15 protein-coding genes and 1 pseudogene are annotated in these 17918 nt (G+C 73.5%); 7 read left to right on the forward strand and 9 right to left on the reverse strand.

The features are described from left to right. Positions 1-10 precede the first annotated feature (10 nt). Positions 11-1627: an alpha/beta hydrolase gene (locus tag ACH4TL_RS02915; protein ID WP_398313082.1), complete on the forward strand. Its 1617-nt coding sequence runs from the start codon at positions 11-13 to the stop codon at positions 1625-1627. Positions 1628-1694: 67 nt separating this feature from the next. On the opposite strand, the gene moeZ is transcribed toward ACH4TL_RS02915, so the two are convergent. The 7 genes from moeZ to ACH4TL_RS02950 form a co-directional block, all read right to left on the reverse strand. Beyond that, complete coding sequence (moeZ, locus tag ACH4TL_RS02920) at positions 1695-2873, reverse strand: adenylyltransferase/sulfurtransferase MoeZ (protein ID WP_398313080.1); 1179 nt, start codon at positions 2871-2873, stop codon at positions 1695-1697. 85 nt (positions 2874-2958) lie between these two features. Further along, positions 2959-3663: a spherulation-specific family 4 protein gene (locus ACH4TL_RS02925; RefSeq protein ID WP_398313704.1), complete on the reverse strand. Its 705-nt coding sequence runs from the start codon at positions 3661-3663 to the stop codon at positions 2959-2961. 77 nt (positions 3664-3740) lie between these two features. Beyond that, positions 3741-4766, reverse strand: a complete 1026-nt coding sequence (locus ACH4TL_RS02930; RefSeq protein WP_398313078.1) for an NAD-dependent epimerase/dehydratase family protein — start codon at positions 4764-4766, stop codon at positions 3741-3743. Then, complete coding sequence (locus ACH4TL_RS02935) at positions 4763-6094, reverse strand: hypothetical protein (protein ID WP_398313076.1); 1332 nt, start codon at positions 6092-6094, stop codon at positions 4763-4765. Before ACH4TL_RS02935 ends, ACH4TL_RS02930 begins: the two co-directional genes overlap by 4 nt. Then, complete coding sequence (locus ACH4TL_RS02940; RefSeq protein WP_398313074.1) at positions 6091-7878, reverse strand: DUF3492 domain-containing protein; 1788 nt, start codon at positions 7876-7878, stop codon at positions 6091-6093. The genes ACH4TL_RS02935 and ACH4TL_RS02940 overlap by 4 nt, the downstream gene beginning before the upstream one ends. Positions 7879-8079: 201 nt before the next feature. Continuing rightward, the gene (locus ACH4TL_RS02945) at positions 8080-9591 is read right to left on the reverse strand and encodes a DUF3152 domain-containing protein (protein WP_398313072.1); all 1512 of its coding nucleotides are present in this window, start codon (positions 9589-9591) and stop codon (positions 8080-8082) included. Beyond that, positions 9584-10648, reverse strand: coding sequence for an alpha/beta fold hydrolase (locus ACH4TL_RS02950; protein WP_398313070.1), 1065 nt, complete (start codon positions 10646-10648; stop codon positions 9584-9586). The genes ACH4TL_RS02945 and ACH4TL_RS02950 overlap by 8 nt, the downstream gene beginning before the upstream one ends. A gap of 132 nt (positions 10649-10780) precedes the next feature. Between ACH4TL_RS02950 and ACH4TL_RS02955 the strand changes: the two genes are divergently transcribed. From ACH4TL_RS02955 to ACH4TL_RS02970, 4 genes are all read left to right on the forward strand, one after another. After that, on the forward strand, positions 10781-11011 hold the full coding sequence (locus ACH4TL_RS02955; RefSeq protein ID WP_398313068.1) for a hypothetical protein: 231 nt from the start codon (positions 10781-10783) through the stop codon (positions 11009-11011). A 135-nt stretch (positions 11012-11146) separates the two neighbouring features. Then, positions 11147-11788 (forward strand): TetR/AcrR family transcriptional regulator, encoded by a 642-nt coding sequence (locus ACH4TL_RS02960; RefSeq protein WP_361477576.1) that lies wholly within the window; start codon positions 11147-11149, stop codon positions 11786-11788. A 134-nt stretch (positions 11789-11922) separates the two neighbouring features. After that, entirely contained in the window at positions 11923-12150 is a 228-nt protein-coding gene (locus ACH4TL_RS02965; RefSeq protein WP_398313066.1) for a DUF3107 domain-containing protein, read from the forward strand. Positions 12151-12346: 196 nt separating this feature from the next. Further along, positions 12347-12616: a hypothetical protein gene (locus tag ACH4TL_RS02970; RefSeq protein ID WP_398313065.1), complete on the forward strand. Its 270-nt coding sequence runs from the start codon at positions 12347-12349 to the stop codon at positions 12614-12616. 105 nt (positions 12617-12721) lie between these two features. Here the strand turns inward: ACH4TL_RS02970 and ACH4TL_RS02975 are convergent, their stop codons facing one another. After that, complete coding sequence (locus ACH4TL_RS02975) at positions 12722-13456, reverse strand: ferritin-like fold-containing protein (protein WP_398313063.1); 735 nt, start codon at positions 13454-13456, stop codon at positions 12722-12724. A 301-nt stretch (positions 13457-13757) separates the two neighbouring features. Here ACH4TL_RS02975 and ACH4TL_RS02980 point away from each other — a divergent pair. Both ACH4TL_RS02980 and ACH4TL_RS02985 read left to right on the forward strand, forming a co-directional pair. Further along, positions 13758-15840: pseudogene (locus tag ACH4TL_RS02980) on the forward strand (DEAD/DEAH box helicase). A gap of 158 nt (positions 15841-15998) precedes the next feature. Next, positions 15999-16862 carry an alpha/beta fold hydrolase gene (locus ACH4TL_RS02985; RefSeq protein WP_398313061.1) on the forward strand — a complete coding sequence of 288 codons (864 nt, stop codon included), beginning with the start codon at positions 15999-16001 and terminating at the stop codon, positions 16860-16862. Here the strand turns inward: ACH4TL_RS02985 and ACH4TL_RS02990 are convergent. Next, the gene (locus tag ACH4TL_RS02990; protein WP_398313059.1) at positions 16859-17788 is read right to left on the reverse strand and encodes an NYN domain-containing protein; all 930 of its coding nucleotides are present in this window, start codon (positions 17786-17788) and stop codon (positions 16859-16861) included. The genes ACH4TL_RS02985 and ACH4TL_RS02990 overlap by 4 nt on opposite strands. Between the last annotated feature and the right edge of the window lie 130 nt (positions 17789-17918).

Consider the following 17918-nt stretch of genomic DNA (forward strand, 5'->3'; position numbering starts at 1 on the left):
ATCACCGACCATGTCGAGTTCCCTCCGCACCATACGGACCAGGGCGCTGGCCGCCGCGACCGCCGTGACCGCCCTCGTCGCCGTCGCGGGCTGCGACGACGGCGGACAGGACCGGGGGAAGGCACCGGCCACCCCGTCCTCCGGCGCCGCGTCCACCGCCCCGGCCGCGCCCCCGGGCGCCTCAGGGCTGCCCCGCTCGCTCACGGGCCAGCAGCCGCGCTGGAAGGAGTGCGAGGCGCCGACCCCGCGCCAGGGCACCGGCAAGGCGCCGGGCGGCGACTGGCAGTGCGCCGGCCTCACGGTGCCGCTGGACTGGACGAAGCCGGGCGGAGAGACCATCGATCTCGCCATGATCCGCGCCAAGGCGACGAAGCCGGAGAAGCGGATCGGCTCCCTGGTGTTCAACTTCGGCGGACCCGGCGGCTCCGGTGTCTCCTCCCTGCCCGCCTTCGGCGGCGATTACCAGAATCTGCGGACGCGCTATGACCTGGTGAGCTTCGATCCGCGCGGCGTCGGCGAAAGCGAGGGCGTGACCTGCCGGAGCGACAAGGAAATCGACGCGGCGGACGCGGTGGACGGCACTCCGGACGACGCCGCCGAAATCAAGGCGGCCACCGCGGACGCGAGGAAATACATCGCCGGATGCGAAAAGCGCTCCGGAAAGATGCTCCCCCATGTGGACACCGTGAGCGCCGCCCGCGACATGGACCTCATGCGGCAGGTGCTGGGCGACCGGAAGCTCTCGTATTTCGGCATCTCCTACGGCACCGAACTCGGCGGCGTCTACGCCCATCTGTACCCGCGGCATGTCGGGCGCGCGGTCCTCGACGCCGTGGTCGACCCGTCAGCGGACACCGAACAGGGCGCCCTCGCCCAGGCCAGGGGGTTCCAGCTCGCGCTGGACAACTACCTCGGGGACTGCGCCGAGAAGGGGTCCGCCTGCCCGGTCGGCGACGATCCCGAGGCGGGCGCCGAGAAGATCGTCACCCTGCTGAAGAAACTCGACAAGAAGCCGCTGGAGACCGACAGCGGCCGCAAGCTCACCCAGGGCGGGGCGCTCGGCGGTATCGCCGCCGCGCTCTACTCCGAGGACAGCTGGAAATATCTGACGCTGGGCCTTCAGGAAGCGATGACCCTGGGCAAGGGCAATCTGCTGCTCGCGATGGCGGATTCGATGTCCGGCCGCGACGACCAGGGCCGCTACAGCAATATCACCGCGGCCAATACGGCGATCAATTGCGCGGACGAGAAGAAGCGCTACACGGTGAGCGAGGTGAAGGAGCGGCTGTCGCGGTTCCGCACGACCTCGAAGGTCTTCGGCGACTATCTGGCCTGGTCCCTGCTCGCCTGCACCGGCTGGCCGGTCGACGGCACGGCGAACACCCCGGACGTGAGCGCCGAGGGCTCCGCGCCGGTCCTCGTCGTCGGCAACACCGGCGATCCGGCCACCCCGTACGAGGGGGCCCGCACGATGGCCCGCCGACTGGGCCGGGGAGTGGGCGTCGAGGTCACGTACCGGGGGCAGGGCCATGGCGCGTACAACAGCGGCAACGCCTGCATGACGAGGACCGTGGACGCCTATCTGCTCGACGGGAAGGTACCGGCGGGCGGCACGACCTGCGGATGAACGGCGAGGAGCCCGGGCCGCTCGCGGAAGCGGCCCGGGCCCCGTCACACCGAGGTGCCGACCGGCGTCAGTAGACCGGCTTGTCGGGCTCGATCTGGTTGACCCAGCCGATCACGCCGCCGCCCACGTGGACGGCGTCCGCGAAGCCCGCGTTCTTCAGGACCGCCAGGACTTCCGCGGAGCGGACACCCGTCTTGCAATGCAAGACGATCTTCTTGTCCTGCGGCATGTCCTGGAGGGCGGTGCCCATCAGGAACTCGTTCTTCGGGATCAGCCGGGCGCCCGGGATCGAGACGATCTCGTACTCGTTCTGCTCCCGGACATCGATGATGTCGATGGCCTCGCCGTCGTCGATCCACTCCTTGAGCTGCTTGGGAGTGATCGTCGAACCGGCCGCCGCCTCCTGGGCCTCGTCGGACACGACGCCGCAGAACGCCTCGTAGTCGATCAGTTCCTTGACCGTGGCGTTCGGGCCGCAGACCGCGCAGTCCGGGTCCTTGCGGACCTTGACCTGCTTGTAGGTCATCTCCAGGGCGTCGTAGATCATCAGGCGGCCGACCAGCGGGTCACCGGCCCCGGTGAGCACCTTGATGGCCTCGGTGACCTGGATGGAGCCGATGGACGCGCACAGCACGCCCAGGACGCCGCCCTCGGCGCAGGAGGGGACCATGCCGGGGGGCGGGGGCTCCGGGTACAGGCAGCGGTAGCACGGGCCGTGTTCGGACCAGAAGACCGACGCCTGGCCGTCGAACCGGTAGATCGAACCCCACACGTACGGCTTGTTCAGCAGCACGCACGCGTCGTTGACCAGGTAGCGGGTGGCGAAGTTGTCGGTGCCGTCGACGATCAGGTCGTACTCGGAGAAGATCTCCATCACGTTGTCGGCCTCGAGGCGGCCCTCGTGCAGCACGACGTTCGTGTACGGGTTGATGCCGAGGACGGTGTCCCGCGCGGACTGCGCCTTCGGACGGCCGATGTCCGCCTGGCTGTGGATGATCTGGCGCTGGAGGTTGGACTCGTCGACCTCGTCGAACTCGATGATGCCGAGCGTGCCCACACCGGCGGCGGCGAGGTACATCAGGGCGGGCGAACCGAGACCGCCCGCGCCCACACAGAGCACCTTGGCGTTCTTCAGCCGCTTCTGGCCCTCCATGCCGACATCCGGGATGATCAGATGGCGTGAGTACCTGCGGACCTCGTCGACGGTGAGCTCGGCAGCCGGCTCGACCAGGGGTGGCAGCGACACAAGGACTCCGTAGTGGGTAGGAGCGGGAGGTTCACCCCCGCGTGAGCGGGGAGGTTGTCTTCTCGTAACACTGCCACGCCCCATCTCATTCCATGACACACGGTCCGATGCGCGAGACGATGGCGTCCCAGTGACCGGGCAGCGTCTCCCACAGCGCCGCGGAGCTGGCGCGCTGGCCCGGGCGGGTCGTGCGGTCCGTGAAGAAGACCGTGCCCGCCCCCTGCCACCGGGCGATGCGCAGCGCCTCGTCCAGATGCGGCCGGGGCACCCCGTGCACCAGATGGCAGAACCGCTCGGGCGGATGGCCCGCCGTCCACTCCGCGACCTGGGACCAACGGTAGTCCGCCCACCGGCCGCGGAAGGTCACCAGCTGGTCGGCGATCTCCGCGTACTCCTCGTACGGATGGGTGTCCTGGCCCAGCACCGTGTACGCCCCGCCGCGCAGCGTCCGCAGCATGGTGACGATCCGGCGGACCTCCGGCAGGCCAGGGCGCTCCGACGGGCAGCGGTCCAGATAGAAGCCGTCGGGCCGGTACCAGCCCAGATAGCGGCCCGCGTCCGAGGCCAGCTCGCCGAAGGGGCGGGTGCCGAACCTCACGTCCAGCCGCCCCAGCACCCGTACGCCCGCGGCCCGCAGCCGGGCCACCGCGGCGGCGCAGTACGGGTCGGGGCACGAGCCGGGGCCGCGCGCGACGTCCAGCACCGCCCAGTGCACCGGGGTGCCGCAGCGGGTCAGCTCACCCCATTCGGCCGGGGCGACCAAGGGGTGCGCCCAGCCCGGCACCCCCAGGCCGAGACCGGCCGCGGGCGGCGGCGCGGGGCCGGGCCCCGGACCCGGTCCCGGTCCCGGTCCCGGTCCCGGCGAGATCAGATGCGACACGCCGCCTCCATCCAGATGTCGGCCAGCGACTCCTCCAGCGGGATCCGGGAGCGCCAGCCGAGCCGGTCGCGCGCGGTGCGCACATCGGCCTGCTGCCAGCTGCCGCAGCCGTCCGGGTACGGATAGGCGGTGGCGCCGCCGTGCTCCGCCGCTCCGGGGGCGTGACCGGGGGCGTGCGGGACGGTCGCCATGGCGTGACCGGGGGCGTGCGCCGGGGCCGGGATGTGGGCGGCCGGGTGCAGCGGGTTCCGCCCGGGCGGAACGTCGACCTCGTGCAGGGTGCCGCCGAAGCCCGCCACCCGGGCCAGCACGGAGGCCGCCTCGCGCAGCCGGACGGCGCGCCCCGTGCCGATGTTGACGACGCCCTGCGCGGCCGACAGCGAGGCCGCGTGCACCGCCCGCGCCACGTCCCGTACGTCCACGAAGTCCCGCTGCACCCCGAGGCCGCTCAGCTTCAGCTCGCTGTCCCCTGACTGCATCGCGCGCCGCATCGCCTCGGCGAGCCGGCCGAGCGGGGAACCGGCCGGGGTGCCGGGCCCGACCGGCGAGAAGACCCGCAGCACCACCGCGTCCAGACCGGAGCCGAGCACCAGCTCGGTCGCGGCCAGCTTGCTCACCCCGTACGGCCCGCCGGGGCGCGGCACGGCGTCCTCGGCGGTCGACGAACCGGGCTGCGAGGGCCCGTACTCGGAGGAGCAGCCGATCTGGACGAGCCGGGCGCCGCAGCCGCTGCGGCGCAGCGACTCGCAGACGGTCGCGACGGCCACGGTGTTGTGCCGGGTCAGCTCCCGGGCCCCGCCGCGGGTCGCGCCCGCGCAGTTGATCACCACACCGGGGTGGACCGCGTTGAGGAAGCGGGTGAGCGCGCCGGGGCTGCCGTTGGACAGGTCGAACCGCACGTCGGCGTCGTCGCCGCGGCCGAGCGCGGTGAGCTGGACGGCGGGGTCGGCCAGCAGGTGTTCGGCGACGTAGCGGCCCAGGTAGCCGCCGGAGCCGAGCAGCAGGACTCTCATCGTCGCGCCTCCCCGGAGATGGCGTGTGGGGCGGTCGTCTCGTCGCTCATGGATGTGCTCCTCGGAGGGATGGGAGGGGGTGACGTGGGGGGCGTGGTGGGGGCGGTGTGGGCCGAGGCGCGGGACAGCGCGGCGCACGCGTACACCAGCAGCGCGAGCGCGGCGGCCCCGCAGGCCACGGCGGGGACGGCGGCCGTGCCGTGGGTGGCGGCCAGCCGCCGCACCGGCTCGCCGAGCGCCGCGCCGCCCGGCAGCCGGGCGGCAGCGGCGGCGCCCGGCACGGCCGCCTCGGCGGCGCAGGCCAGGGCGGTGCCGAGGGCCGCGGCGGCGCGGAAGCCGTGGACGGCCAGCAGCCGGGCGAGGAACAGCAGCCCGGCCAGCGCGGCGACGCCCGCCTCGGCGAGGGGTCCGGGCGCGGCGCCGGGCACCGTGAGCCGGGCCGTGAGCACCAGCGGCGGCAGGGCGAGCAGGAAGGCCAGGGCGGCGGCCGCGCACAGCGGCCGGACGCCCGCCGCGAACTCGTCGAGCCCGCTGCTGGCGGCCAGCCTGCGGCGCGCCCGGACGGCGAACCAGCGGGCGCACCACACGGCGGGGGCGACGGCGAGGCCGAGGACGACGGCGGCCTCGCACGCCGCGGCGGGGTCGTACGGGCCGGGGGCGTACGGGCCGGGGGCGCCGTCCGTACGGCCGATGAGCCCGGCCAGCAGCCAGTCGCCGCAGGCGGCGTAGCCGAGCAGCCAGCCGGTGCGCAGCACTCCCGGCAGGCCCGCGAAACGGCCGGCGAGGCGGCCCGCGAATCGGCCCGCTTCCGCATGCGGACGCGTCCGGCCGAGCGGGCCCCGGCGCAGGCACAGCCACAGCGCGCCCGCCGTCAGCACCGCACCGCCCGCGCCCACGGCGACGGCCCCGGTCCGGTACGCCCCGACGACGGTCGCCGTGGCCAGCACCCCGGGCAGCAGGGCGAGCAGCCCGAGCGCCGCCCGCACGCCCCATGGCCGGGCCGGGGCGGTGTCCCCGGGGCGGGCGTCGTCCCCGCCGTCGCCGTCGCGCGGGACCCGTGCGTACAGCTCCTCGGCGAGCGAGAAGACATCGCGGTGCCGGAAGCGGGCGGCCGTGCGGTCGGTCACCCCATGGGCCTCCAGACCTGCGGCGATCTCCAGCGGATCGACGGCCCGGGCGCACAGCTCGCGGTGGCGGTGCATCAGCGCCCGCACCGGATCGACCGATCCGCGCCGCGCCTTCGCGCCCCGCTCATGGGCGGACGCGGGGGCGCTGGGCTGTTCGCGGCGCGCCCCGGGCGTGCCCGGACGGTCGGCGGGCCCGGTCATGCGCCCTCCTCCGACAGGGCGGCCAGGGGCTGCCGCGGCGGCGGTCCGGCCTCGGCCCAGCCGGGGGTGTGCGCGGGCCGCTGACCCGCGGTCCAGCCACCCGGGATGTGGGCCTCCGGCGGGCGGGCGAACGGCAGGGGCGCACCGCCCGCGCCGACCTCCTCACGGCGCACCGGGCAGTGCGACATCAGCTCCAGGTAGATGCCCCGGAAGGCGACCACGTTCTGCTCGGCGGTGAAGAGTTCCAGCGCCCGGGCGCGCGCGGCGGCGCCCAGGCGGGCGCGGCGCTCGGGGTCGCGCAACAGCGCGAGGCACGCGTCGGCGAGCGCCCTGGGGTTGCGCGGCGGCACCACGAGGCCGGTGCCGCCGATGGCCTCGCACACGGCGCCCGCGTCCGTCGAGACCGTGGCCCGGCCGCAGAACATCGCCTCGACCAGCCCTACCGGAAAGCCCTCGACCACGCTGGACAGCACCACGACGGCGCCCGCCGCGTAGGCGTCCGCGAGGGTGGGCACCTCGGGATCGCCGACGTGCTCGAAGGAGACCGGATTGTCGCCTGGCGTATGGGCGTTCGCGGCCTCGTCTGGGAAGAGGTGGTCGGCCAGGGCCCGGCAGTGGGCCGCGTAGTCGTCCCCTGACCTGTCGCCGCCGAGCCTGTCGCCGCCGAGCCTGTCGCCGCCGGACGGGTCGTCGCCGGGCCGCCGGGTCTCGATGACGCGCAGCCGCGCGTCCGGCTGCCACCGGCGCACCTCGGCGAAGGCGTGGAGCAGCGCGACGACGTCCTTGGCGGGTTCGAGCCGCCCCACCCACACCAGCGTCCGGTCCTCCCCCGCGCCGCCCTCGCCGACCTCCGCGAAGCACGCGGCGTCCATGCCGGGGTAGACGGTGCGCAGCCGCTCCGGGGAGGCACCGCACCGCTCCTGCCAGCGGCGGGCGTGGGTATTGCCGGGGGTGACCAGCGCGGCCTGCGCGTACGCCTCGGCGGTCAGCCGCCGCTGGAAGGCGGCCAGCAGGGCGCGGACCGGACCGGAGCGCTCGTCGCGCCCGGCCGGGCGCCGCAGATAGTGCTCGCGCAGCCGTACGCCGTACTCGGTGACCAGCAGCGGCGTACCGAACCGGCGCTTGGCCAGCAGCCCGGGGAGCGCCGCGGCGCCGCCGGAGGTGGCGTGGCACAGGTCCGCGTCGGACAGCCCCGGGTCGCGGCCGACGCCGCCGTACCAGTCGAGCGACAGCGGGCGCAGCGCCCGCTCCAGGGCCTCGGTCACGGCCAGCAGATCGCCGACCCGCGCCCGGTGGGCGGCGCGCGGCGCGCCGGGGGTGTGGCAGGCGCGCTCCAGGGTGCGCAGGGCGTCCTCGGAGCGGAGCGCGGCGGACAGTCCCCCGGCGTCGTGGGCGAGGTCGGCCAGGCCGTGGAGACCGCTGGCGAAACGGTCCGCCTGGGCATCGCAGGGACCGCCCGGGCCCTCCGTACGGCCCACACCTCCCGGCACGCTGATCGCCACCGCCAGGTCCCCGAAGTGCTCGGCGAACCGCCGCCGCTGCCGCCGCCCGTACGCCCTGTACGACCGCCGCCCGTCCGGCTCGCCCCACAGCGGCGCGGTGCGCACCCGCCGCACCGAAGGGGGCAGCTCCGCCCGGCCCGCGGACTCCTGGCGGGCGTCGCGGCTCAGCGCGTAGACCTCGAAGTCGTGCTGGTCGAGACCGCGCACCAGCCGGTCGCACCACACCAACGCCTCACCGGTCGCATACGGGTACCCACCCTCCGTAAGCAGTCCCACGCGCATGAGCGCACCCCCGATCTCCCATGTGGGCAAGCCGTCATGCCGCGATTCGGCACGTCGGGCAGCGGGAGCACGTTATGCGCGCATGGCCGTGGCGCGACGGACGGTTGTCCGTCGCGCCACCGGAAGGGGTGAACGCCCGTGACCTTCCTGGATTTCAGGCGTTGTCGGGCGCTATAACGGGCGCGAGCCCTTACGGAAGGGTCAGCCCTTGGGGAACGGCCAGGCGTTGGGGCGGCACGTCACGCCGTCCGTCGCCAGGAACTTGGTCTGCTGCATCATCACCGGAGCGAGCGCGCCCTGCTTGGTGCACGTCTCGTGGTTGTGCCCGAGCCGGTGCCCGACCTCGTGGTTGATGAGCATCTGGCGGTACGAATGCATCTTGTCGTCGCCGAAGGTGCGGGCGCCCTGCGCCCACCGATAGGCGTTGATCATGACGCGCTCGGTGGAGGCCGAGTCGCACGAGACGTTGTCCTGGGTCGTGTCGAGACCGGACTTCTGGCACCACACCGCGGTGGTGCCGGGGCTCGCCAGGGTGATGACGAAGTCGGGACGCCCGGACGAGACCCGCTCGAAGGTGCGGGTGCCGCCGTGGCCCCAGCTGCGGTCGTCGTTGAGCGTCTTGTGCACCGCCTCGGCGAACAGCGCGCCATCGAGCGGCAGCCCCTTCTCGATGTCCACCCGGTAGCGCAGCACCTGGCCCTTGCCGGGCGCCTTGTCCCGCCCGGGGACGGCCGTGAAGGCGCCCGAGCCCTTGAGCTTCGGGTCGAGCGGATACAGGGCGGCCATCTTCTGGCTGTACGTGGCGAGTTCGGGGGTCGCGGACGGCGTGGCCCGGCCGTCCGTACGGGACGAGGCGGCACCCCCGTCGCCGCGCTCCGGACCGCCCTTGGACTGCGCCTTGCTGTCGCTCTGCGGGCCGTTCGCCACCTGCCCGGCCACCACGACGGCCAGCACGGTGGTCACGGCCGCCGCGGCGACACCGGTGAACGTGCGTCCCTTGCCGCCCTTGGCGACCCCGCGCGCGCCCTTGCCCTGGGCGTCGGCCGGATCGGTACCGTCGAGCCCGTCGGCCGAGGTGGCGGCGGCCTGGCCGCCGGGGCCCTGACCGGCTTCGGCGGCCCCACGGCCGTCCTTACGGTCGTCGTCGGCGCCGGGGCCGGTACGCCTCGGCGGCGGTACCGCTCCGGGGGCACCGGCCGCGAAGACGTCCTCGCCGTCGGCGTCGAGCGCGTCAGGGGCTTCGGGTGCGCCGGGGGCCTCGAACGCCTCCAGGTACTCCTTGCGCGGCCCGGGCATCAGCCCGCCCGCACCACGGCCCGCTCCGCCGTCGCCCGGCCCGCCACTGCCGCGTGCGCCACCGGCGACGGGTCCACTGGGGCGCTGCGGCGCGTTCATGGTGGCCGTGCCGAAGGCGCTCCAGCCGCCGGTCTGTTCACGGCTCGGTTCACGGCGCCCGGAGGGTCCACCGTGCCCCGGGTGGCCCGAGTGCCCGGGGTGCCCCGGCGGCCCGGGGTGTCCGCCCCTGGCGCGGGCCTGCGGGGCGCCCGGTCCGTAGGCCGCCACCGGGGTGCCCTGCGGCGGCGTCACGCCCGGGTCCTGGGCGCCGGGCGCGGCGGCGGGGCGCCTACGGCGCCCCGCACCGGGGCCGGAATCCGCCTCGGCGGACCCGGGGTCCCGGTCCTCCTGGCTGCCCCGTGCGCTGTGTTTACCCACGCGCCGCACCGCTCCCGTCTGTTCCGGGCACCGGTACGCCCCGTGTCTTCCGGCTGTCCCGCCCGTCTCGTGCCTGTCGTCCGTCTCGTACGCCTGCGGGTCGCCCGTCGACGTCGTCGAGCAGTTCGCGCATACTGCGCGCCACTGCTCCGGGGTACTCCATCATCGCCACATGTCCGGCGTCCAACAGCGTCAACAGACGCGAGTCGCGGAAGGTTGCGCTCGCCCGCCGGGCCATCCGGAAGGCCACCAGCTGGTCGCGCATCCCGTAGACGAGCAGGGTGGGCGCGAGGACCCGCTCGGCCTGCCGCCACAGCGACTGCTGACCGCCGAGCGCGTACGAGTCGACGAGGCCGCGCGCCGAACGGGCGAGCGCGTCCCAGAAGTACGGGAGCGCGAGCCGCCGCTCGTACTCCTCGACCGCCAGCGCGAAGTCCTCCTGGCCGACCTGCCGGGGGTCGCCGTAGGTGAGCGCCAGCAGTTCCCAGGTGCGCCGCTCCGCGTCCCAGCCGCGGGTCGCGCGACTGAAGAGGCGGGTCGCCCCGGGGATCGCGAGCAGCCCGGTGGGCACCGCGGTGCGCTGCGGGCGCCGCTCGGGCAGCGCGGGCGAGACGAGGGTGAGGCTGCGCACGAGATCGGGCCGCACGGCCGCGACCCGGATGGCGATCGTGCCGCCCATGGAGTTTCCGGCCAGATGCACCGGCGCGCGGCCGCTCGCGTCGAGATAGCGGATGACGGCCCTGGCGTGGCCGGTTATGGAGTAGTCGCCGTCGTCGGGCGGCGGGGAGTCACCGAATCCGGGCAGGTCAGGGGCCTCGATATCCAGCCGGTCGGCGAGCTGTTCCATCAGCGGCGACCAGTTCTGCGAGCAGCCGCCGAGACCGTGGAGAAAAACGGCGGGCGGAAGCCCTGAAACCTCCGGCGGACGGGTACGCACGTTCAGCGTGAGACCGGGCAGGCTGGTGGTACGCAGCTTTTCACCCGCACCGACCCGCACGGGCCGCGCGGGGGGCACCGCGGCAACGATGCGGGCTTCCGGCGGCTCGGTCGAAGACATGCCGCAATGTTACGAGACGATCACATGGCTGACCGTGTGTTCACCCTCACAGACCACGTAGCGTCCGAAAGTGACCTCTCCTAGGCTCGTTATTACACAGGGGCGATCATCTGCCCCTGGGAAGGGGATTACATGACCGTCGATCCGAGCGACCCCGAGACGTTCGCGAACACCGTCGAGGACGGCGACGGCCCCGCGTCCCACAGCGTCGAGGCCCCCGAGGCGGACGCCGCCGAGCAGCACCACGATCTCGTCCCCCACCGCGACGACCGCCGGACCGCCGACGAACCGCTGGAGGCCAATGAGGCCGACCGCGCGGAGCAGGCCCGGGTCGTCGAGGAGAACGAGGAGGACTACCGGTGACCAGCACCCTTTGTGGGCTTTTCATAGAGTCCAGTCCGTGAAAATCTCCGCACGGACCGCGCGCGGCCCTGTTACCCAAAAGTACGATGGCGGGCGCGGTGGACACCGTGCTCGGAACATTCAATGGGAGGCGGCGTGACAGCCATCGAGCAGACCGAGGCGCGCCCGCGGGGTACGCGCCTGCCGCGCCGAGCCCGACGCAATCAGCTCCTGGGGGCAGCCCAGGAGGTTTTCGTCGCACAGGGCTATCACGCGGCTGCGATGGACGACATCGCCGAGCGCGCGGGAGTCAGCAAGCCCGTGCTCTACCAGCACTTCCCGGGCAAGCTGGAGCTGTACCTCGCCCTGCTCGACCAGCACTGCGATGCCCTGCTGCAAGCGGTGCGCACCGCGCTCGCCTCGACCACCGAGAACAAGCAGCGAGTGGCCGCCACCATGGACGCCTACTTCGCGTACGTGGAGGAGGAGGGCGGCGCCTTCCGGCTCGTCTTCGAGTCCGACCTCACCAACGAGCCCGCCGTGCGCGAGCGCGTGGACCGGGTCTCGCTCCAGTGCGCCGAGGCGATCAGCGAGGTCATCGCCGAGGACACCGGGCTGTCCAAGGACGAGTCCATGCTGCTGGCCGTCGGCCTCGGCGGCGTCTCCCAGGTCGTCGCCCGCTACTGGCTCTCCAGCGGCAGCACCGTCCCCCGGGACACCGCTGTGCAGTTGCTCACCTCGCTCGCCTGGCGCGGTATCGCGGGCTTCCCGCTGCACGGAGCGGAGAGCGGGACCTGAGCCTGTTCGCTGCGGGCTTGTCCCGCGCCGCCCAGCGGGCCCTGATCCCGGGCTAATGTGTGCTGCGTACAGCGCGGACGGCCGCGCACCAACTGACCGGCCGCGCACCAACTGACCGTCGGAGGGACAAGGCCGTGGAGGTCAAGATCGGCGTGCAGCACGCGCCCCGCGAGATCACCTTGGAGTGCGGGCAGTCTGCCGAGGAGGTCGAGCGCGTGGTGGCCGACGCGCTCTCTGGCAAGGCCCAGCTGCTGAGCCTGGTGGACGAACACGGCCGCAAGGTCCTGGTTCCGGCCGACCGTCTCGCCTACATCGAGATCGGCGAGCCCAGCGCCCGCAAGGTCGGCTTCAGCGCGCTCTGAGCGGTTGACGTGACGGTGGCGGGGCCCGGTGGGATCGTTCCCACCGGGCCCCGCCGCCGTTGTGCGCCGTGGCGCCGCGGCTACGCCGCAGCCCGCCCCCTCGATCAGGATTGCCCCTGCCTGGGCCCGGGTAGGACCGGCAGGACCGACGCGTGATCACGCTTCGGTCACGGTCTGCTCACGGGAAGGACGCGCCATGATCCTCTGGGAAGCGCTCGGCTCGGTACTCATCGGCCTCGCCGTCGCCTACGGGGCGAGTCGCCGACTGCCCCGGCGCCTGCCCGCCACGCCCCTCGTCCTGTCCACCGGCCCCGGTGCGGCGTTCTTCGGGGCGATGATCGCCCACACGGTGCTGGGCTCGGGCCACTCGGCGGTCGTCCTCACCGTCGCGTTCGCCTTCGCCGCGGCCATGCTGTCGCTGCTCGTCCGGCCCCGGGCCGGGCGCCGCCGGTCGGTCCCGGCGTAGGGCTCCCGGCCGCAGAGGGCCCACTGAGGCGCTGCGGGCGGACTGCCGCGGCGCAAGGGCTCCGGGGAACCCCGGAGCCCTTTTCCACCGCCTCGGGCGGCGGCCTCAGGCCGCCAGGCCCAGGGCCGACATCCGCTTGGTGTGTGCCTCGGTGATCCGCGAGAACATCTTGCCGACCTCGGCCAGGTCGAAGCCGTCGGCCAGCCCGCCGACCAGCATCGTGGACAGCGCGTCGCGGTCCGCGACCACCCGCTGCGCCTGCGACAGCGCCTCGCCCATCAGCCGCCGCGCCCACAGCGCCAGCCGCCCGCCGACCCGCGGATCGGCCTCGATCGCGGCCCGCACCTTCTCCACCGCGAAGCTCGCGTGCCCGGTGTCGTCCAGCACCTGGAGCACCAGGTCGCGGGTGTCCGAGTCCAGCCGGGCCGCCACCTCGCGGTAGAAGTCACTGGCGATCGAGTCGCCCACGTACGCCTTGACCAGGCCTTCCAGCCAGTCGGACGGCGCGGTCTGGCGGTGGAACCCGTCCAGTGCCGCGGCGAACGGCTCCATCGCCGCGGTCGGCTCCTCACCGACCGTCGCCAGCCGGCCCCGCAGCCGCTCGAAGTGGTGGAACTCGGCCGACGCCATCTTCGCCAGCTCCGCCTTGTCCTCCAGCGTGGGCGCCAGCTTGGCGTCCTCCGCGAGTCGCTCGAAGGCTGCCAGCTCGCCATAGGCGAGCGCCCCGAGCAGATCCACCACCGCGGCCCGGTACTGCGGGTCGGCCGCGGCCGTGTCCCAGTCCTGGGCGGCGATTCCGGTCGGGGTCTTCTCGGTCTCAGGCGTATCAGACGTCTCCATGGAGCGCACAATAGTCCGCCGCGTGGGCCGAGGAAGGCCCTGGTCAGCCAAGTCCCCTGACGCCCCGGTTCGGGTTGGCCGGTCACAGATGCGCACTTCCGGGGTACAGTGGTATTTGCACCCGTCGAGTATCGGCGGGTCGTTCCACGAATGCGGATGCCCGGTCGGTGGCCCGATCGGCTCCTTTACACCCGACCGCCCTCCGCGCGGCGCGCATCCCCATGCGCACGGCAGGAGGGACCCGCTCGCGGCGTGAGCGCTCGAGCGAAGGCAGTGGTCCCGCGCCGAACCGGCCGACCCCTTGGCCGGTGCACCGGGCGCCGTGCGACCCCCTTCGCCGCCTCTCGCCGCGTCTCACAGAAGAGGCAAGCATCCTGACCACCTTCCGAGACCTCGGGATCCTCCCCGAGACGGCCGAGGCCCTTGAAGCCGTCGGCATCACGTCCCCGTTCCCCATCCAGGAGATGACGCTTCCGGTAGCCCTCTCCGGCTCCGACGTCATCGGTCAGGCCAAGACCGGCACCGGCAAGACGCTGGGCTTCGGCCTCCCGCTGCTGGAGCGCGTCATCGTCCCCGCGGACGTCGAGGCGGGCCGGGCCGAGCCCGGTCAGCTGACCGACGCCCCGCAGGCGCTCGTGGTCGTCCCCACCCGCGAGCTGTGCCAGCAGGTCACCAACGACCTGCTGACCGCCGGTAAGGTCCGCGCCGTCCGGGTCCTGTCGATCTACGGCGGCCGCGCGTACGAACCGCAGGTCGAGGCCCTGAAGAAGGGCGTCGACGTGGTCGTCGGCACCCCCGGGCGGCTGCTCGACCTCGCGGGGCAGAAGAAGCTGCGGCTCTCGTCCGTCAAGGCGCTCGTCCTCGACGAGGCCGACGAGATGCTCGACCTGGGCTTCCTGCCCGACGTCGAGAAGATCATCCAGCTGCTGCCCGCCAAGCGCCAGACCATGCTGTTCTCAGCGACGATGCCGGGCCAGGTCATCTCGCTGGCCCGGCGCTACATGTCGCAGCCCACGCACATCCGCGCCACCGCGCCGGATGACGAGGGCCAGACCGTCGCCAACACCACCCAGCACGTCTTCCGGGCCCACTCCATGGACAAGCCGGAGGTCGTGGCGCGCGTGCTCCAGGCCGAGGGCCGCGGGCTCGCGATGATCTTCTGCCGTACGAAGCGGACCGCCGCCGACATCGCCGACCAGCTCTCCCGCCGCGGGTTCGCCTCCGGCGCGGTCCACGGCGACCTCGGCCAGGGCGCCCGCGAGCAGGCGCTGCGCGCCTTCCGCAACGGTAAGGTCGACGTCCTGGTCTGCACCGACGTCGCCGCGCGCGGCATCGACGTCGAGGGCGTCACCCATGTGATCAACTACCAGTCCCCCGAGGACGAGAAGACCTACCTGCACCGCATCGGCCGCACCGGCCGCGCGGGCGCCTCGGGTACGGCCATCACGCTCGTCGACTGGGACGACATCCCGCGCTGGCAGCTGATCAACAAGGCGCTGGACCTGCCGTTCAACGACCCGGAGGAGACGTACTCGACCTCCGCCCACCTGTACGAGCTGCTGAGCATCCCCCAGGGCACCACCGGTGTCCTGCCGCGTGCCGAGCGCACCCGGGCCGGGCTGGCCGCCGAGGAGATCGAGGACCTCGGCGAGACCGGCGGCCGCGGTCGCCGGTCGTCCTCCCCCGCTCCGGCGGAGGAGCGGCCCGCGCGGCGTACCCGTACGCCGCGGGTGCGGCGGCGCACGCGGGGTGGCCAGACGGTGGACGGTGCGCCTGCGTCTGCGTCTGCCTCGGCTTCGGTTTCGGCCGAGGCGGCCGAGTCCGCGACCGAGCCGCGCCGTCCGCGGCGTCGTCGCCGTACGCGGTCCGGTGCGGCGGTCGAGGCGGAGGCCGCGGCCGTTGCCGCCGTCGACACGGTGGAGGCTGCTGCTGCGGCCCCTGCGGAGGCTGCTCCGGCTGCGGAGGAGGCTCCGGCCAAGCCGCGGCGCCGTCGCACTCGCGCCAAGGCCGACGCGGCCGAGGCTGCCGTCGACACGGCCGAGGGTGCGGCTGAGGCGGCCGAGGAAGCCCCGGCCAAGCCGGTACGTCGTCGTACGCGGGCCAAGGCCGCCCCTGCCGCCGAGGCGGCCGTCGACACGGCTGAGGCGGCCGAGGAAGCCCCGGCCAAGCCAGTGCGTCGCCGTACGCGCGCCAAGGCCGCCACCACGGCCGAGACGGCCGAGGCCGGGACCGAGGCGGCGGAAGCCGCCACGGCCGCGCCGCGTCGTCGCACCCGCGCCAAGGCGGCCACCGCCGAGACGGCGGCCGCCGAGGGCGAGGCCCCGGCCAAGCCGGTGCGCCGTCGTACCCGGACCCGGGCCGCGGCGGAGACCCCCGAGGCCTGACGGCACCCAGCACCACCAAACGGGGCCTGATCCGCGGGTGCGGATCAGGCCCCGGGTCGTCGGGGCGTCACTGCCCGGCACAAACCGGCGGGGCCCCGCAAGCCAGCGGTGTGCGCAGCGTTCCTGCGGGGTTCTCCGGGGCTGTATAGCCTCGTCCCATGAGCAGGCCGCCGTTTCTCACCCTTCCCTCGGGCGCCCGCGCCCATCGGCTGTCGACCGAGCGTGGCGGGTTCGCCGTGCATGAGGCGCGGCCGGGGCGTTCGGCGCGGGGGACCGTGCTGCTGGTGCCGGGGTTCACCGGGAGCAAGGAGGACTTCATCGGGCTCCTGGAGCCGCTGGCCGCCGCCGGGTTCCGGGCCGTCGCGGTCGACGGGCGGGGGCAGCACGAGAGCCCCGGGCCGCGCGACGAGGCCGTCTACGCGCAGGACGAGCTGGCGCGGGATCTACTGGCCCAGGCCGCGGCGCTGGCGGACGGCGCGGGGCCGGTCCACGTGCTGGGGCATTCGCTGGGCGGGCTGATCGCACGGGCCGCCGTGCTCCGCTCCCCCGATGCCTTCGCCTCGCTCACGATCATGAGTTCGGGGCCCGCCGCCATCGCGCCGCCGCAGCAGGCCCGTACCAAGCTGCTGATCGACGCGCTGGGCGCGATGGACATGGAGTCCGTGTGGCGGGCGATGCGTCAGCTCGATCCGCCCGAGGCGGCCGATGAGGTGACCCCGCCCGGCGTACGGGACTTTCTGTACGCGCGCTGGATCGGCACCGTTCCGGAGCAGCTGATCGCCACCGGGCGGCAGCTGAACGGCGAGCCGGACCGGGTCGAGGAGCTGGCCGCGACGGCGCTCCCGAAGCATGTGCTGTCGGGCGAGGTGGACTACGCCTGGCCGGTGCCGCTGATGGACGCCATGGCGGAGCGGCTGTCGGCCCGCCGGACCGTGATCGAGGGCGCGGAGCATTCCCCCAACGCCGAGCGGCCGCATTCCACGGCGGACGCGCTGGTCAGGTTCTGGCTGAACGTCGGCTAGTACTGTGCCTGGAGGTGCTCCCAGAAGCCGTCGCGCAGCGCGCGCCGCAGATCGGCGTGGGCGCGCAGGGACAGCCGGAGCATTCCCTCCGCGTCGATCAGCAGCTCCTGGTCGACCGAGCCGGGCAGATAGGGGTGGCCGGGCAGCAGCTCGGCGAGGCTTTCGCGGCCGCGCGCGGAGAGCCACTGGGCGGCGATCTGGGCGCCGATGAAGCGCACCTCGTCGCGGGAGGGCGCGGGCCCGCACAGCGGGGAGTCGCCGTTCGGCTCGTAGCCGGTCGCCCGCCGGGTGACGTACGGCTTGCAGAAGTCGAGGTCGAAGGTGCGCTGGCTGTCGACCTCCCACAGCAGCGGCTCGGCCTGGTTGCGCCCGTCGAGGGCCTCGATGCCCCACAGGTGGACGCGTGCCCCGTAGCCCTGCGCGGCCTCGACGGCGGAGACCAGGTCCTCGTCGCCGCCGATCAGCACGGCGTCGCCGATGGCCCGGTGCCGGGCGAGGGATTCGAGGTCGGAGCGGATGAGCGAGTCGACGCCCTTCTGCTGGTTGTTGGCGTTGAGGTTGCCCAGCCGGACCTTGACGTCGGGCAGCTCGGCGATGCCCTGCTGCTCCGGGGTGTGGATGCGGCGCCGGGCCCCGTCGAACCAGTAGACCCGCAGCAGACGGCTGTCCGGGAAGATCGTCCGGGCCTTGTCGATGAACGCCTCGATGATCCCCTCGGCGTCCAGCTCGAACGCCCGGCGGTCCTCCGTCCCGGCGACGAGCCTCCCGGCGGCCGCGTAGACATAACCGGCGTCCACGAAGATCGCATGGGTGGAAGGCGTAGTCGCGACCTCAGCGAGCACACGCTGTAGCAGCTCGTTCGTTCGCTCGATGCCGTCGACGATCGAGGCGAGGTCTGGTTGGCCCGGAGGCATCACATCACTCATACGCGGTTCATTCTCCGGGCCTCCGCTGGAGGGGCACAACCGGACTCGGCCTCAGGTGCGGCCGACCAGGTGCGCCCGACCAGGGAATACTTAGTCTGGCGAAAAATTTCATTAGCGTAGGGAATCTTTT

The organism is Streptomyces sp. NPDC021115 (genome assembly GCF_044333065.1).
Taxonomy (GTDB): Bacteria; Actinomycetota; Actinomycetes; order Streptomycetales; family Streptomycetaceae; genus Streptomyces.

Excerpts from the sequence above, each read along its gene's own strand:
- ACH4TL_RS02955 (WP_398313068.1), top strand. The coding sequence starts at position 10,781 with ATGACCGTCGATCCGAGCGACCCCGAGACGTTCGCGAACACCGTCGAG.
- ACH4TL_RS02935 (WP_398313076.1), bottom strand. The coding sequence starts at position 6,094 with ATGACCGGGCCCGCCGACCGTCCGGGCACGCCCGGGGCGCGCCGCGAA.
- ACH4TL_RS02930 (WP_398313078.1), bottom strand. The coding sequence starts at position 4,766 with ATGAGAGTCCTGCTGCTCGGCTCCGGCGGCTACCTGGGCCGCTACGTC.
- ACH4TL_RS02975 (WP_398313063.1), bottom strand. The coding sequence starts at position 13,456 with ATGGAGACGTCTGATACGCCTGAGACCGAGAAGACCCCGACCGGAATC.
- ACH4TL_RS02950 (WP_398313070.1), bottom strand. The coding sequence starts at position 10,648 with ATGTCTTCGACCGAGCCGCCGGAAGCCCGCATCGTTGCCGCGGTGCCC.
- ACH4TL_RS02985 (WP_398313061.1), top strand. The coding sequence starts at position 15,999 with ATGAGCAGGCCGCCGTTTCTCACCCTTCCCTCGGGCGCCCGCGCCCAT.
- ACH4TL_RS02990 (WP_398313059.1), bottom strand. The coding sequence starts at position 17,788 with ATGAGTGATGTGATGCCTCCGGGCCAACCAGACCTCGCCTCGATCGTC.
- ACH4TL_RS02915 (WP_398313082.1), top strand. The coding sequence starts at position 11 with ATGTCGAGTTCCCTCCGCACCATACGGACCAGGGCGCTGGCCGCCGCG.
- ACH4TL_RS02940 (WP_398313074.1), bottom strand. The coding sequence starts at position 7,878 with ATGCGCGTGGGACTGCTTACGGAGGGTGGGTACCCGTATGCGACCGGT.
- ACH4TL_RS02970 (WP_398313065.1), top strand. The coding sequence starts at position 12,347 with ATGATCCTCTGGGAAGCGCTCGGCTCGGTACTCATCGGCCTCGCCGTC.